Annotated in this window: 15 protein-coding genes; 11 read left to right on the top strand and 4 right to left on the bottom strand. The window is 64.9% G+C overall.

Annotated elements, in window-relative coordinates; translation table 11 throughout:
• The first annotated feature begins 14 nt into the window (after window positions 1–14).
• Complete coding sequence (locus tag M2333_RS01610) at window positions 15–896, top strand: arylamine N-acetyltransferase family protein (protein ID WP_264610652.1); 882 nt, start codon at window positions 15–17, stop codon at window positions 894–896.
• 130 nt (window positions 897–1026) lie between these two features.
• On the opposite strand, the gene M2333_RS01605 is transcribed toward M2333_RS01610, so the two are convergent.
• Window positions 1027–1272: a GlsB/YeaQ/YmgE family stress response membrane protein gene (locus M2333_RS01605; RefSeq protein ID WP_181560320.1), complete on the bottom strand. Its 246-nt coding sequence runs from the start codon at window positions 1270–1272 to the stop codon at window positions 1027–1029.
• A gap of 172 nt (window positions 1273–1444) precedes the next feature.
• Here M2333_RS01605 and M2333_RS01600 point away from each other — a divergent pair, with 172 nt between their 5' ends.
• The 3 genes from M2333_RS01600 to M2333_RS01590 all read left to right on the top strand — a co-directional run bounded on the left by M2333_RS01600 (window position 1445) and on the right by M2333_RS01590 (window position 5420).
• Complete coding sequence (locus M2333_RS01600) at window positions 1445–2968, top strand: fumarate hydratase (RefSeq protein WP_264594070.1); 1524 nt, start codon at window positions 1445–1447, stop codon at window positions 2966–2968.
• 25 nt (window positions 2969–2993) lie between these two features.
• Window positions 2994–3917 carry an EamA family transporter gene (locus M2333_RS01595; RefSeq protein WP_264610651.1) on the top strand — a complete coding sequence of 308 codons (924 nt, stop codon included), beginning with the start codon at window positions 2994–2996 and terminating at the stop codon, window positions 3915–3917.
• A 90-nt stretch (window positions 3918–4007) separates the two neighbouring features.
• Entirely contained in the window at window positions 4008–5420 is a 1413-nt protein-coding gene (locus tag M2333_RS01590) for a methyl-accepting chemotaxis protein (protein WP_264612540.1), read from the top strand.
• Window positions 5421–5424: 4 nt separating this feature from the next.
• Here the strand turns inward: M2333_RS01590 and M2333_RS01585 are convergent, their stop codons facing one another.
• Together M2333_RS01585 and M2333_RS01580 are read right to left on the bottom strand one after the other, a co-directional pair.
• Window positions 5425–6579 (bottom strand): Bcr/CflA family efflux MFS transporter, encoded by a 1155-nt coding sequence (locus M2333_RS01585; RefSeq protein ID WP_264610650.1) that lies wholly within the window; start codon window positions 6577–6579, stop codon window positions 5425–5427.
• A 100-nt stretch (window positions 6580–6679) separates the two neighbouring features.
• Entirely contained in the window at window positions 6680–7231 is a 552-nt protein-coding gene (locus tag M2333_RS01580; protein ID WP_264610649.1) for a hypothetical protein, read from the bottom strand.
• Between the two features lie 533 nt (window positions 7232–7764).
• Here M2333_RS01580 and M2333_RS01575 point away from each other — a divergent pair.
• The 4 genes from M2333_RS01575 to M2333_RS01560 all read left to right on the top strand — a co-directional run bounded on the left by M2333_RS01575 (window position 7765) and on the right by M2333_RS01560 (window position 11129).
• The gene (locus tag M2333_RS01575; RefSeq protein ID WP_181561483.1) at window positions 7765–9633 is read left to right on the top strand and encodes a ribonucleoside-diphosphate reductase subunit alpha; all 1869 of its coding nucleotides are present in this window, start codon (window positions 7765–7767) and stop codon (window positions 9631–9633) included.
• A gap of 261 nt (window positions 9634–9894) precedes the next feature.
• Window positions 9895–10320, top strand: a complete 426-nt coding sequence (locus tag M2333_RS01570; RefSeq protein ID WP_264610648.1) for an OsmC family protein — start codon at window positions 9895–9897, stop codon at window positions 10318–10320.
• A 108-nt stretch (window positions 10321–10428) separates the two neighbouring features.
• The gene (locus M2333_RS01565) at window positions 10429–10773 is read left to right on the top strand and encodes a glycine zipper 2TM domain-containing protein (RefSeq protein WP_181560327.1); all 345 of its coding nucleotides are present in this window, start codon (window positions 10429–10431) and stop codon (window positions 10771–10773) included.
• Window positions 10774–10832: 59 nt separating this feature from the next.
• Complete coding sequence (locus M2333_RS01560) at window positions 10833–11129, top strand: hypothetical protein (RefSeq protein WP_264610647.1); 297 nt, start codon at window positions 10833–10835, stop codon at window positions 11127–11129.
• A gap of 53 nt (window positions 11130–11182) precedes the next feature.
• Here M2333_RS01560 and M2333_RS01555 read toward each other — a convergent pair whose 3' ends face one another.
• Entirely contained in the window at window positions 11183–11596 is a 414-nt protein-coding gene (locus M2333_RS01555) for a low affinity iron permease family protein (protein ID WP_413716467.1), read from the bottom strand.
• A gap of 169 nt (window positions 11597–11765) precedes the next feature.
• On the opposite strand from M2333_RS01555, the gene M2333_RS01550 reads away from it, so the two are divergent.
• The 3 genes from M2333_RS01550 (at window position 11766) to M2333_RS01540 (ending at window position 13912) form a co-directional block, all read left to right on the top strand.
• Entirely contained in the window at window positions 11766–12089 is a 324-nt protein-coding gene (locus tag M2333_RS01550; protein WP_264610646.1) for a hypothetical protein, read from the top strand.
• A gap of 177 nt (window positions 12090–12266) precedes the next feature.
• Complete coding sequence (gene sucC / locus M2333_RS01545) at window positions 12267–13463, top strand: ADP-forming succinate--CoA ligase subunit beta (RefSeq protein ID WP_264571029.1); 1197 nt, start codon at window positions 12267–12269, stop codon at window positions 13461–13463.
• A complete protein-coding gene (locus M2333_RS01540) occupies window positions 13463–13912 on the top strand; it encodes a GFA family protein (protein WP_264604922.1) in 450 nt (149 codons plus the stop codon). Before sucC ends, M2333_RS01540 begins: the two co-directional genes overlap by 1 nt.
• Window positions 13913–13916 lie beyond the last annotated feature (4 nt).

Below are 13916 nucleotides of genomic sequence, written 5' to 3'. Positions count from 1 at the left end.
GGGGCGAGCCTGCCATGACCGCCGCCGCCCGCCTCGACGCCTATCTGGCCCGCCTCGGCCTTGAGTCCGCGCCGGCGCCCGATGCCGACGGCCTCGCCATTCTTCAGGCGGCGCAGCGCCGGCGCATCGCGTTCGAGAATCTGGATGTCCGCCTGGCCCGCCCGATCCTGATCGATGGGGACAGCGTGTTCGACAAGCTCGTCACCCGGCGGCGCGGGGGCTATTGCTTCGAGCAAAACCGGCTGTTTGCCGACATGCTGGGCACGCTTGGCCTGCCGGCCAGGCCGCTGCTCGCGCGGGTGTTGCTCGGCGCGGCGCCCGGCGACATCCCGCCGCGCACGCATACGCTGTTGCTGCTTGAGATCGAAGGCCAGCCTTGGGTGGCCGATGCCGGATTTGGCGGCAGTTTCGTGCCGCCCCTGCCCTTGCAGGACGGCGCCGAGGCCACGACGCCCGACGGGGCCAGCCATCGCCTGCGCCGGACCGGCCAGCCCGGCGACGTCCTCGGCGAATGGCTGCTGGAGCGCGCCGGCCCGACGGCCTCTACCGACGGGCGCAGCGCTGAGACCGACGACTGGCAACCACAATATGCGTTTCACCTCGATCCGGTGGCACCCATCGATCTGGAGCAGTGCAACCACTGGACCTCCACGCGGGCGGCCTCGCGCTTTACGACCCTGCACATTGTCAGCATCGTCCTGCCCGACGGCTTTGCCGCGCTGACCGAGCGTGATCTGTCTATCGCGCGTGGGCCTATTCGCGAGGTGCGCGAAATAACCACGCCGGAAAAGTATCGCGTGGGCCTGGCGGATGTCTTCGGGCTCACCCTTGCGCCGGATGACGTGGCCGCGCTGCCCCTGTTTGCGCCACTTAACAGTTCGAGCGCGGCCGAATAATCGGCGTTACCCCTTACCGATGACGCGGTGCTCCTGCGGAAGCAGGAGCCCAGGGCGGCGGGGGACAACGGTTGTGCCCTGGGTTCCTGTTTTCACAGGAATACAAGGCGGTTCCTAGGCTTGACCGCGCCTAGCTCAATGATCGCACGATGAAGATCAGCAGCATCCCACCGAGCACGGAGCCGATGAAGCCGACCGGGCGGAAGTTGCCGCTCTTGCCATCCATCAGCCCCGCGACGAAGCCGCCGATGATGCCACCGCCGATGCCGAGCAGGATCGTGGCGATCCAGCCGAGGTCCACGGCGCCGGGATAGAAGAAGCGCGCGAAGACGCCAACGATGAGGCCGACGACGATATAGCCGATGATCCGGAACATAGATGCATCCTTCCTGCCTGCGGCGTCATGAGCGCGCGCCGCTGAGCGGTTATTGCGCGGATCGGCCGGCGCCGCAACGGCGTCGAGCGCTTGCCTGCGCAGGGCAAAGGCGTATAGCGCGCGGCATCCAAACCGCCTTTCCTTGCCATTTGCCGGGAGTCTCACGCGCGCCATGACCGTGACCATCAAGACCGCCGACCTGATCGAAAGCGTCGCCGATGCGCTTCAGTTCATCAGCTATTATCACCCGATGGATTATATCCGCGCGCTGGGCACCGCCTATGAAGCCGAGCAAGGCCCGGCCGCCAAGGACGCCATTGCGCAGATCCTGACCAACAGCCGCATGTGCGCCGAGGGCCATCGCCCGATCTGCCAGGATACCGGCATCGTCAACGTGTTCGTGAAGTGGGGCATGGATTGCCGCCTCGACGACACCAGCAAGTCGCTGCAGGAGGTCGTCGACGAGGGCGTGCGTCGCGCTTATCTCAACCCCGAGAACAAGCTGCGCGCATCCGTGCTGGCCGACCCCGCCTTCACGAGGCGGAACACCAAGGACAACACGCCCTGCGTGCTGCATGTCGAAATGGTGCCCGGCCATCATGTCCATGTCGATGTCGCGGCCAAGGGCGGCGGCAGCGAGAACAAGTCCAAGTTCAAGATGATGAACCCGGCTGACAATATCGTCGACTGGGTGCTTGAAATGCTGCCGCAAATGGGCGCCGGCTGGTGCCCGCCGGGGATGCTCGGCATCGGCATCGGCGGCACGGCCGAGCATTGCGTCCACCTCGCCAAGAAGGCGCTGATGGAGCAGATCGACATGGCGAGCCTCAAGGCGCGCGGGCCGCAGACGGATATCGAGGCGCTGCGCATCGAGATTTTCGACAAGGTGAATGCGCTCGGCATCGGCGCGCAGGGTCTGGGCGGGCTTGCCACGATCCTCGACGTCAAGATCCTCGACGCGCCCTGCCATGCCGCTGGCAAGCCAGTGGCGATGATCCCCAATTGCGCCGCCACGCGCCACGCGCATTTCTCGCTCGATGGCTCCGGCCCGGCCTATCTGGAAGCGCCCAAGCTCGATGAATGGCCCAAGGTGGACTGGAAGCCGAGCGCCGAAGCGATCCGCGTCGATCTCGATGCGCTCACGCCCGAGATGGTGCAGAGCTGGAAGCAGGGCGACCGCCTGCTGCTCAACGGCAAGATGCTCACCGGCCGCGATGCCGCCCACAAGCGCATTCAGGACATGCTGGCGCGCGGCGAGCAACTTCCGGTCGAGTTCAAGGGTCGCGTCATCTATTATGTCGGCCCTGTCGATCCGGTCGGCGAGGAAGTGGTCGGCCCGGCTGGCCCCACGACCGCGACCCGCATGGACAAGTTCATGCGCATGATGCTCGACCAGGGCCTGCTCGCCTGCGTCGGCAAGGCCGAGCGCGGCCCGGCGGCGACCGAGGCGATCAAGGAGGCCAAGAGCGCTTATCTGATGGCAGTCGGCGGCGCGGCCTATCTCGTCGCGCGGGCGATCAAGGGCAGCAAGGTCGTCGGCTTCGAGGATCTGGGCATGGAAGCGATCTACGAGTTCGAGGTGCAGGACTTCCCCGTCACCGTCGCGGTGGATAGCGAAGGCAACAACGTCCACCAGCTCGCGCCGCTCGTTTGGCAGGAGAAGATCGCCCGGGAAGGCCTGCTGGAGAAAGCATGAACCTGACCCGGCATAGGGCGCAGCGTTGATTTCTTCGCCGATCTGGCTGCCGGCGACGCTGCTGGCCGGCCTGCTTCAGGCGTGGCGGACGGCCGTGCAGCGGCGCGTCGGGCAGATGATGTCCGTGAATGCCGCTGGCCTTGTGCGCTATCTCTACGGCCTGCCCTTCGCGGCAGCGCTGATGCTGGGCTATCACGCCCTGCTGCGGGACGGGCTGTTCCCGGCCTTCTCCAGCGCCACCGTCATCTATAGCGCATTGGGCGGACTGGCGCAGATACTGGCGACGAACTTGCTGCTGATGGCCTTCCATCATCGCAATTTCGTCGTCGGCACCGCCTACTCCAAGACGGAAGCCGCGCAGGGCGCGCTACTCTCCATTCTGCTGCTGGGCGAGAGGCTGAGCCTGCTGGCCTGGATCGGCATCGCCATTGGCGTGGTGGGCGTCATGCTGCTCTCGACCGGCGGCAAGCGGATGAGCGCGGGCGATTTTCTGCGCGCGCTTGGCCAGCCCGCTGCGCGCTACGGAATCGCATCGGGCTTCTTCTTCGCGCTCACCGCGATCGCCATTCGGCGCGCGACGATGGACGTGACCACGCCCGACCCTATTTCGGCCGCGCTGACGGTGCTGGTCATCACCGTTGCGCTGCAGACGGTGATGCAGGGCGGCTACCTGCTGTGGCGCGAGCCCGAACAGGTGCGCCGGGTGTTCGAGACATGGCGCGTCTCGGGGCAGGTCGGCTTTCTGTCCGCGCTCGGTTCGGCCTGCTGGTTCACCGGCTTTGCGACGGCACCGGTGGCGCTGGTGCGGATCGTCGGCCAGAGCGAGGTCGTGTTCACGCTCAGCTTCGCGCATTTCTATCTGCGCGAGCGCCTGCGCCGGAGCGAAGTGATCGGCCTGCTGCTGGTGGTGAGCGCGGTGGTGCTGGCGCTGCTCGGCGCCCAAGGTTGACGCGGCGGCTCTTAATACCGCACTGCACAACGTCATTTTAACCGCTTGTTCCTAAACCGCCCTTTGAGCGGGAGACAAAAGCGCGTGAACATGACGAACCGGCTGGAAACGACGATCTTACATGTCGCCGAGCATACCGGCGCGCTCGGCCTGCGCACGCTCGACCTGCAGGTGGACATTGCCGAGCTGGCCGACCGCGTCACCGATCAGGCATCCATGCTCGAAACGCTCGAAGATGCCGCGATCGCGCTGGGCCAGATGGGCGATGACGTAGGCGACAATGCCGATCAGGCCCGCGCGCAGGCCAGCACCGCGCGCAAGGTGGTCGATGATTCGAGCACGCAGCTTGCCTCCGCCTCGCAGAATGTGCTGGATCTGATCGATCAGGTCTCCCGCATTCACGAGCGGCTGGACGGGTTCAATCTCGCCCTTGCCAGCGTGAGCGACACCAGCAAGGTGATCAGCGGCATTGCCGGCCAGACCAACCTGCTCGCGCTCAACGCGGCCATCGAGGCCGCCCGCGCCGGCGACGCCGGACGGGGTTTCGCGGTGGTGGCGGCGGAAGTGAAGAAGCTGGCACAGGAGACGGCCCTCGCCACGCAGCAGATCGAAGGATCGATCCGCGAATTGCGCAACGAAGCGCAGACCATGCTCGATCGAATCGCTCAAGGCGCGGAAAAGGCCAATGGTGCCCACGCCGCCTCGGGCGAGATCGCCGCGCTGGTCGCGCGGTTGCGGGATCTGATCCTCGGCCTCTCCGGCAACAGCGAGGCGGTGTCGGCCAACATCCACGCTATCCTCGGCTCGGTCGGCGAAATCCGCACCGGCCTCTCCGACCTCGCCGATGCTTCCATCGACAATGCCATCGGCCTCCAGCGGCTATCCACGCGCGTCATCGACGTGAGCGAGGACACCAACCAGCTGCTCCAGTATCTCGCCGAAAGCGGTGTCGACATCCCGGATTCGCCTTATATCCGCTTTGCGTCCGAAGCGGCGGCGGCCATGGCCTCTGCCGTCGAGGAGGCCATCGCAGCCGGCGAGATCACGGCCGATCAGATCTTCACGGACGATTATGAGCCGCTGGCGGGCAGCAATCCGCCGCTGTTCAGCCATCCTGCCCAGCCTCTGATCGCGCGGATCGCGGCAGGCTGGCGGGAGGGTGCGCGGCAGTTGCCGGGGCTGGTCGGCTTCAACTGCCTCGACCGCAATGCCTTTTGCGCGCTTGCTCTGTCCATACAGGGGATGGAGCAACCGTCAGCGGCCCTGGAGCAGGCGAGCGATCAGGGCCAGCAGGGGCAGATGCTCAATGCGCCCCACATGCGCGCGCTGGCGCGGACGACCCGGCCGTTCACCGTGCGGACAAGCCGGCGCCCGCTGGCGCAGGGCAGAAGCGGGCTGTTCAAGCAGGTGGTGGCGCCGCTCTCCATTGCGGGCCAGCATTGGGGCGTCATCGAACTGATCTATCAGCCGCCGCTGGCTGCGCCGCTCACCATCGCAGCCTGAAGGCTCAGCCGCGTTGGCGCGGCACCAGATGCCAGGCGCACACCGTCGCCATGCCGCCGCAAACCATCAGGGCCAGAGCGAGCGAAACCGGCTCTCCTGCTGTCACGCGCGAAAAGATCGCCACGATCAGGCCGGCCAGCGCGAGCTGGACGAAACCCAGCAAGGCCGAGGCCTGACCGATGCTGTGCGGATGGGTGGACAAGGCGCCGGCCTGCGTCTGCGGCTGCACGATGCCCCAACCCATGGTATAGAGCATCTGCGGGATCACCAGCGCGACCCATATGTGCGGCCACACAGAGACGGCGAGCAGCATGAGCAGCGGCCCGGCCGCCTGAAACAGCACGCCGACCCGCAAGGTGCCATCCACGCCCAGGCGACGGACGAGACGATAGGATAGGAAATTGCCGGCGATGAACCCGGCCGTCGCCAGCGAGAGCATTGCCGCATAGCCGGCAGCCGAGACGCCGAGATAATCGATGATCACTTGCGGCGCGGCGGAAGAAAACAGCAGGATGCCGCTGTAAGCAAAGGCGTTCGCGATGATGTAGGCCATCAACGCGCGCGACCGGGCAAGGCCTGACAGGGTGCGGAACAAGGCGCGCAGATCAAAAGGGAGCCGCTCTTCGCGTGCCAGTGTTTCCGGCAAGCGCAGGGTCGTCACGATGACCAGCACACCACCCATCACGGCCAGCGCGACCAAGGGCGCACGCCAGCCGCCTGTCGCCACCAGAACGCCGCTGATGAGTGGTGCCAACGCGGGAGTGAACCCCATGATAATGCCGATCAGCGCCAGAGCGCGTGCGGCATCCTCCCGGCCAAGCTGATCGCGGACCATCGTGCGGGCCAGCAGCACCGCTGCGGCCGCCCCGACGCCCTGCAGCGCACGGGCAGCAAGCAGCATCGGGAAGCTCTCCGCAAATGCCCCTAACAGGCCGGCCAGCGTAAATAGCAGCAACCCGCCGATAACCACCGGCCGGCGGCCCAGCGCATCCGCGCACATGCCGCCCAGCAGCTGCGCGATAGCGAAGCTGATCACGAACGCGCTCATCGCCGTCGGCATATGAGTGGGGTCGGCGCCGAGGCCGCTCGCAATGGCCGGCAAAGCGGGCGAGACGCCCTCGATTGCCGCGGGCAAGGTCGCCGTCAGCGCGGCCAGCAACAGGACATGCCCGAGCGGAAGGTGCGAGGGGGCGGACGCGCTTTGCGCCGCGACGCCGGGCGCCGCCTTGGAAGGATGATCGGTCAGAATGGGGGTCCGTTCAACTGTTGCCGGGGCCGTTCAGCTTGCCGAACCGCGCCTCGAAGCCGGCAGTGTCACCGCGCGCAAGGAAGCCGGCTTGCTCCACCCAATTGTCGCGCACGATGCGGCCCTTGAACGTGCCCAGATTGGCATCGACCGTCGCGATGTCCGCCGCGTTCCAGCCGGCGATCTGGTCGAAGCGGGTAATCCCGAGCTCCGTCAGCAGCGCAGCGAGCTTTGGCCCGACGCCCTTGAGCAGGCGCAGATTGTCCGGCGCGCCCACGGCGGCAGGGATGCCGATGGCGTTGGGCGTTGTCGCCGCCGGGGCCGGGGCTGCGAGGGAGTCATCCGGGATCGGTGTCGTCGCGGCTGCGGCCGTCTGCGGTTCCGACTTGCCCTCGAACTTATGCGCGACCTCTTCGGCGATGTTGCGTGCCGCTTCCGTCACCGCGCCCACGGTGGTGGCCGAGGTATCGATATGGTCCGCCGCTCCGAATCGTGACCGGAAAACCCACACCAGCAGAATGATGAGCGCGATTGCGCCGATGATCATGATGATGCCTTGGGACATGCCGACAATCCTCTGTGCCTGACTCTTCGCCCGATCCATAAGGCGGCCTCGGCGGATTTGCCAGCATCACGAGGGCGCGCATTCGGTGCACGTCGCCAGGCCCGTCCCGATGGCCGGCCTTTTCCACATCTTTATTTTTCCGGCCCGCTTTCTGCGCTTGCTTTCCGGCAAGCCCGCGCAGGACCGCGCGTCGCTGCACTGCAGCATAAGCAGACATCGCCCAACCGAGTCATTTCGTCGATGAAATGCGGCCCCGCGATCGCCATTATACCTTGCATCCGCAATCATCTGTGGCACTATCAATAGTGTTAGGGGTCCGGGGGCTACGCTATAGATTGTGCTTCGTGATGTTCTGGATAGCGCGCCAAGGCGCGTAACCCGGCGGAAGTTCCCGCCGACATCCGAATTTGAGGTCTCTCCGGCCAAGGCTTGACGAAACCGAACGAAGCAAGAACATTGGGGGTTGAATCATGGAGTTTCGGGATTTGCAGGCGGAAGGTTTGGCAGAAGCAACGCTGGCCAGCGAGGGCATCATGGAGACTGTGCGGACAGGCGATGCGCCTGAAAAGGCGCCCAAGAAGGCGGCAGCATCGAACACCATCGACGCCCGCCGCTTCGATGTGGTGACCGATTCCACGCGCGATGCCCTGCTGACGGAGTTCGGCAAGGAGACGCTCAAGGATCGCTATCTGCTGCCCGGCGAATCCTATCAGGATCTGTTCGCGCGCGTTGCTGCGGCTTATGCCGACGATGAGGCGCACGCCCAGCGCATCTACGATTATATCTCCAAGCTGTGGTTCATGCCCGCGACGCCCGTACTCTCCAATGGCGGCACCGGGCGCGGCCTGCCCATTTCCTGCTATCTCAACAGCGTGGACGATAGCCTGGAAGGCATCGTCAACACCTGGAACGAGAATGTCTGGCTCGCCTCGCGCGGTGGCGGCATCGGCACCTATTGGGGCAGCGTGCGCGGCATCGGCGAGCCGGTCGGCCTCAACGGCAAGACCAGCGGCATCATTCCCTTCGTCCGCGTGATGGATTCGCTCACCCTCGCGATCAGCCAAGGCTCGCTGCGGCGCGGCTCGGCGGCCTGCTATCTGGACGTCTCGCACCCGGAGATCGAGGAGTTCCTCGAAATCCGCAAGCCATCGGGCGACTTCAACCGCAAGGCGCTCAACCTGCATCATGGCGTGCTCATCACCGATGAGTTCATGGAAGCGGTGCGTGAGGGCGCCGAGTTCCAGCTGCGGAGTCCCAAGGACGGCAGCGTGCGCGCCACCGTCGATGCGCGCTCGCTTTTCCAGAAGCTGGTCGAGACGCGGCTGGCGACCGGCGAGCCCTATATCGTCTTCTCGGACACGGTGAACCGGATGATGCCCAAGCATCATCGCGACGTGGGCCTGAAGGTCTCCACCTCCAACCTCTGCTCGGAAATCACCCTGCCGACCGGCAAGGACCAGTTCGGCGAGGATCGCACCGCCGTGTGCTGCCTTTCGTCGCTCAATCTGGAAACCTGGGACGAGTGGAACGGCGACAAGATGTTCATCGAGGACGTCATGCGCTTCCTCGACAATGTGCTGCAGGACTATATCGACCGCGCCCCGGACGAGATGGCCCGCGCGAAATATTCCGCCGGCCGCGAGCGGTCCGTTGGCCTCGGCGTGATGGGCTTTCACAGCTTCCTGCAGGCGCGCGGCATCTCATTCGAAGGCGCCATGGCCAAGAGCTGGAACCTGCGCATATTCAAGCATATCAACGCCAAGGCCAATGAGGCCTCGATGGTGCTGGCGCAAGAGCGCGGCCCCTGCCCCGACGCGGCCGATCAGGGCGTGATGGAGCGCTTCTCCTGCAAGATGGCGATCGCCCCCACCGCGTCGATCAGCATCATCTGCGGCGGCACTTCGGCGTGCATCGAGCCGATCCCGGCGAATATCTACACGCACAAGACGCTCTCGGGCAGCTTCATCGTCAAGAACCCCTATCTCGAGAAAATCCTCGCGGCGAAGTCCAAGGATTCGACCAATGTGTGGAACTCGATCCTCGAGAAGGGCGGCAGCGTGCAGCATCTCGACTTCTTGACGCAGGAAGAGAAGGACACGTTCAAGACCAGCTTCGAGATCGACCAGCGCTGGCTGCTCGAGCTGGCCGCCGACCGCGCGCCGTTCATCGATCAGGCGCAGTCCTTGAACCTGTTCATCCCGGCCGACGTGGAGAAGTGGGATCTGCTGATGCTCCACTTCCGCGCCTGGGAGCTGGGCGTGAAGTCGCTCTATTATCTGCGCTCCAAGTCCATCCAGCGCGCCGGCTTCGCGGGCGGCGTGGAGGCGGACAACACAGCCGAGCTCAAGAAGATCGAGCTGGGCGAGTCCACCGATTATGACGAGTGCCTCGCCTGCCAATGATCCCCCGGATCATCGGCACGTTCCGGCTCGGCACTCTCGCCTGCCAGTAAGGAGCGGGCATCGTCCACTCAATCGATCCCATATGGGCCGGAGCGCATGGAGTCTCCGGCCCATATCTTTGGCGGGCGACGCCCCGCCTCCATGCATTGTCGCCAAATCCTCCAGCAAAGATGGTACGATCTGGCACGCCGCCCTTTAGGCAACCGAGCGCGGGGGGCGTTCGTTCAACGATATTGCGCAACGCGTTCAAGGAGACAGCATATGACCACCCGGACAGCATCGGCTCAATATGAAGGCATGGGCAAGGCCGGCAAAGGCCGCCTCACCACCCAATCCGGCGTGCTCAAGGAGCAGCCCTATGGCTTTGGCACCCGGTTCGGCGATGAGCCAGGCACCAATCCCGAGGAGCTGATCGCGGCGGCCCATGCCGGTTGCTTCACCATGGCGCTCTCCTTCGCGCTGGAGCGCGCCGGCTATGCGGACGGGTCGCTCGACACCAAGGCTTCGGTCAAGCTCGAACAGGGCGACGGCGGCTTTACGATCACCCGCTCGGACCTGGTGGTGGAAGCCACCGTCCCCGGCATCGACCCGGATGAGTTTGCGCGGATCGCGGAAGAGGCGAAGAAGACCTGCCCGGTCTCGAAGCTGCTCAATGCCGAGGTGACGCTGGAACATCGCCTGAGCTGATCCGGCACGCGAGCGCGCAGCAGGACAGGTTCTGCGAGCCGTCGGAACAACCTCGCCTTCCAGCCGTTATCTCTGCCAACAAGGGCAGGACGACAGAAAGGCAAGGACATGACTTTCGCAGGATTTCGCACACCGGCCATCGCGCTCGCAGCCGCGACCATGACCCTCGCAGGGTGCAGCGACATGGGCCTTGGCGGCGGCCCCGGCTACGCCTCGAACAATGATGGCTATGTGCTGGGCGCCAATGACCCGATCTACCGTGACGACCGAGGCGGCTACTATTGCCGCAAGCCGGACGGCACGCGGGGCGCGATCATCGGCGGCCTTGCCGGTGGCGTTCTCGGCAACATCATCGCGCCCGGCGGCAGCAAGACGATCGGCACGATCATCGGCGCTGCGGGTGGCGCCGTGGCTGGTCGAGCCATCGAACGCGGCGAGGTGCGCTGCCGTTAAGGCTTGCCGGTCGACGCCGTGACAGCACTTCGCAACATTTTGCAAATCAGGAGAGCATCATGCTGAAAACATTTTTCTATGGAGCGGTCGCCGCCTTCATCGGCTCGAAGCTCAAGAAGATGAACGATGAGGGACGCCTCGAGCCGTATAAGGATCGCGCCCGCAAGCGCGCTCAAGAGCTGAAGGACAAGCTGGCGGAACATCGCCAGACGTCCGAGACGGATACGGCCCGGCAGGGGATCGGCAAATCGCTGTCGTCCGGCAAGGCGCAAGCCAATGCTTCGGCGTCGCCGGATGTTTCGAAGCCCGCAAAGGCCCATCCCTGGCCGGTCGATCCACAGGCCATGCCGAGCTAAGCGCTCAGTCCTCCACATAAAACGGGCGCCCGAATGGCGCCCGTTTTGCTTTGTCAGCGCCGCTCGATCAGCCTGTTCAGCTCGACTTGGCGCTGGGCGATCAATTCCGGCACCGCGTCGATTTCCTTCTCCAACGCATCGCGCAGGCTGCAAATCTGCGCATCGGTGAGATGCTCGATTCCGATATAGCCATTCTGCGCGGACTCGATGGCGCGGATAAGCTCGTCCAGCTTGACCTGCATCGCGCTCGCGTCGCGGTTCTGGGCATTCTGGATCAGGAACACCATGAGGAAGGTCACGATGGTCGTGCCGGTGTTGATCACCAGCTGCCAAGTATCGGACCACTGAAAGAGCGGCCCGCTGATCCCCCATATGACGATGATGCCCAAGGCGAGAACGAAGGTAAATGGCTGGCCCGTCCAGCTCGCCATGCGGCTGGCGAAACGGGTGAAAAACATCTCGATCATGGTGCGCATTCCAGCAGGGAGGATGCGGCGGATGTGTAACCGGTCGGGGCCGGGCTGACCAGCACGCAGGCACGCACACCGAGGCTGCTGCGCCCGCCTGTGCGCCAAGACAGAGCAGCCGAAACGCAGGCTCTAGGCATGAGCCGCCTGGCCGGCTAATCTCCCGCGCATGAAGCTCACCTCCGCCCGCGCGCTTGCCGCCCTCGCCCTGCCCGCAGCCATTTTGTTGAGCAGCTGCGCGACGCCGGAAAGTCGCATTCGCACAGGGCTCGTGCGCGCTGGCCTCAGCGAGCCGATGGCCGGCTGCATGGCGCGCACCCTCACGGATCGCCTGAGCAATGCGCAGCTTCGCCGGATCGCGACGCTGACCGATGGACGCGGCATCGACCCCAACCGGACGACGGTGAGCGAAATGGTCCGCCACCTGAGTACGCTGGGCGATCCAGAAATCCTGCGGGCGGCTACAGCATCGGCCATTAGCTGCGCGATCTGACGCACAGACCTGACGTCTTCCAGCCAATCAGACTTGCGACGCCCTGCTCCGAGGGGGCACTGGTCCACGTGTAAATAGCGTATCCGAACCGTCGATTTTGCAACTTTGCAAATTACGCCGGCGTCGGCTTGGGCTATGGCGCGGCCAACCTCTTCTCAGGCTCAGGATACTGCACCCATGAACATCCATGAATATCAGGCCAAGGAACTGCTCGCGAAATTTGGCGCCCCCGTCCCCGCCGGCCATGCCGCGCTGACCGTGGCGGAAGCCGTCGAGGCCGCCAAGTCGCTCCCCGGCCCGCTCTATGTGGTGAAGGCGCAGATCCACGCGGGCGGACGCGGCAAGGGCAAGTTCAAGGAGCTGGGTCCGGATGCCAAGGGTGGCGTGCGGCTGGCCAAGACGATCGAGGAAGTCGAGGCGCATGCCAAGGACATGCTCGGCAACACGCTGGTGACCATCCAGACCGGTGAGGCCGGCAAGCAGGTCAACCGCCTCTACATCACCGATGGCGTCGACATCGAAAAGGAATTCTACCTCGCCCTCCTCGTGGACCGCGCCAGCGGCCGCATCGCCATGGTCGCTTCGACCGAGGGCGGCATGGACATCGAGGAAGTGGCGCACTCCACGCCCGAGAAGATCCACACCATCACCATCGACCCGGCGACCGGCTTCATGCCGCATCATGGCCGCCGCGTGGCTGCCGCGCTGGAGCTTTCCGGTGATCTCGCCAAGCAGGCCAGCAAGGTCGCCGGCGCGCTCTACAAGGCGTTCCTCGGCACCGATGCCAGCCAGATCGAGATCAACCCGCTCGCCATCGCCGGCGGCAAGATCCAGGTGCTCGACGCCAAGGTCGGCTTCGACGGCAATGCGCTGTTCCGCCACCCGGACCTGATGGACCTGCGCGACGAGACCGAGGAAGACCCCGCCGAACTGGAAGCGAGCAAGTACGACCTCGCCTACATCAAGCTGGATGGCGACATCGGCTGCATGGTCAACGGTGCGGGCCTTGCCATGGCGACGATGGACATCATCAAGCTCAATGGCATGTTCCCGGCCAACTTCCTCGATGTGGGCGGCGGCGCCTCCAAGGAGAAGGTGACGGCGGCGTTCAAGATCATCCTCTCCGACCCGGCAGTGAAGGGCATTCTGGTCAACATCTTCGGCGGGATCATGCGCTGCGATATCATTGCCGAGGGCATTGTCGCAGCGGCCAAGGAAGTGAATCTCTCGGTGCCGCTGGTTGTGCGGCTTGAGGGCACCAATGTGGCGCAGGGCAAGGAAATCCTCGCCAATTCCGGCCTCGCCATCGTGCCGGCCGACGATCTGGGCGATGCCGCCAAGAAGATCGTGGCCGAGGTGAAGGCACTGGCCTGATGCAGGGCGCGGCAGAGGGCGGTTGCCGTTGTGGCAAGCTGCGCTTCCGGGTGACCGGAGCGCCGCTATTCACGGCGGCCTGCCACTGCCGCGGCTGCCAGCTGATGACGGCGAGCGCCTTCTCGCTGAGTAGCTGCTATCTCTCCACCGGTTTCGAGGTAATCGCCGGGGAGCCGGTGATCGGTGGATTGCACGGGGCAACCCGGCATTTCTTCTGCGACCATTGCCTGAGCTGGGTGTTCACGCGGCCGGACGGCATGGACGAGATCGTCAACGTGCGCACGACCCTGCTGGACGTGCCACCGACGGACCCACCCTTCCTCGAAACCTATACCTCGGAAGCGCTGCCCTGGGCGGTCACGAAAGCCAGACACAGCTTCGAGACCTTCCCGCCCATGGAGCAGTTCCAACCCCTCATGGCGGAATTCGCCAGTCTCGCGCACGGTTGACGTT

This window comes from Sphingobium sp. B11D3B, assembly GCF_025961735.1.
Classification (GTDB): domain Bacteria; phylum Pseudomonadota; class Alphaproteobacteria; order Sphingomonadales; family Sphingomonadaceae; genus Sphingobium.
The sequence above is the reverse complement of the archived record's forward strand: the minus strand, read 5'-3'. Positions and strand labels throughout refer to the sequence as shown.

Coding starts and splice junctions, on each gene's coding strand:
- M2333_RS01610 (WP_264610652.1), top strand. CDS start 15: ATGACCGCCGCCGCCCGCCTCGACGCCTATCTGGCCCGCCTCGGCCTT.
- M2333_RS01605 (WP_181560320.1), bottom strand. CDS start 1,272: ATGTTCCGGATCATCGGCTATATCGTCGTCGGCCTCATCGTTGGCGTC.
- M2333_RS01600 (WP_264594070.1), top strand. CDS start 1,445: ATGACCGTGACCATCAAGACCGCCGACCTGATCGAAAGCGTCGCCGAT.
- M2333_RS01590 (WP_264612540.1), top strand. CDS start 4,008: ATGACGAACCGGCTGGAAACGACGATCTTACATGTCGCCGAGCATACC.
- M2333_RS01580 (WP_264610649.1), bottom strand. CDS start 7,231: ATGTCCCAAGGCATCATCATGATCATCGGCGCAATCGCGCTCATCATT.
- M2333_RS01575 (WP_181561483.1), top strand. CDS start 7,765: ATGGAGACTGTGCGGACAGGCGATGCGCCTGAAAAGGCGCCCAAGAAG.
- M2333_RS01570 (WP_264610648.1), top strand. CDS start 9,895: ATGACCACCCGGACAGCATCGGCTCAATATGAAGGCATGGGCAAGGCC.
- M2333_RS01565 (WP_181560327.1), top strand. CDS start 10,429: ATGACTTTCGCAGGATTTCGCACACCGGCCATCGCGCTCGCAGCCGCG.
- M2333_RS01560 (WP_264610647.1), top strand. CDS start 10,833: ATGCTGAAAACATTTTTCTATGGAGCGGTCGCCGCCTTCATCGGCTCG.
- M2333_RS01555 (WP_413716467.1), bottom strand. CDS start 11,596: ATGATCGAGATGTTTTTCACCCGTTTCGCCAGCCGCATGGCGAGCTGG.
- M2333_RS01550 (WP_264610646.1), top strand. CDS start 11,766: ATGAAGCTCACCTCCGCCCGCGCGCTTGCCGCCCTCGCCCTGCCCGCA.
- sucC (WP_264571029.1), top strand. CDS start 12,267: ATGAACATCCATGAATATCAGGCCAAGGAACTGCTCGCGAAATTTGGC.
- M2333_RS01540 (WP_264604922.1), top strand. CDS start 13,463: ATGCAGGGCGCGGCAGAGGGCGGTTGCCGTTGTGGCAAGCTGCGCTTC.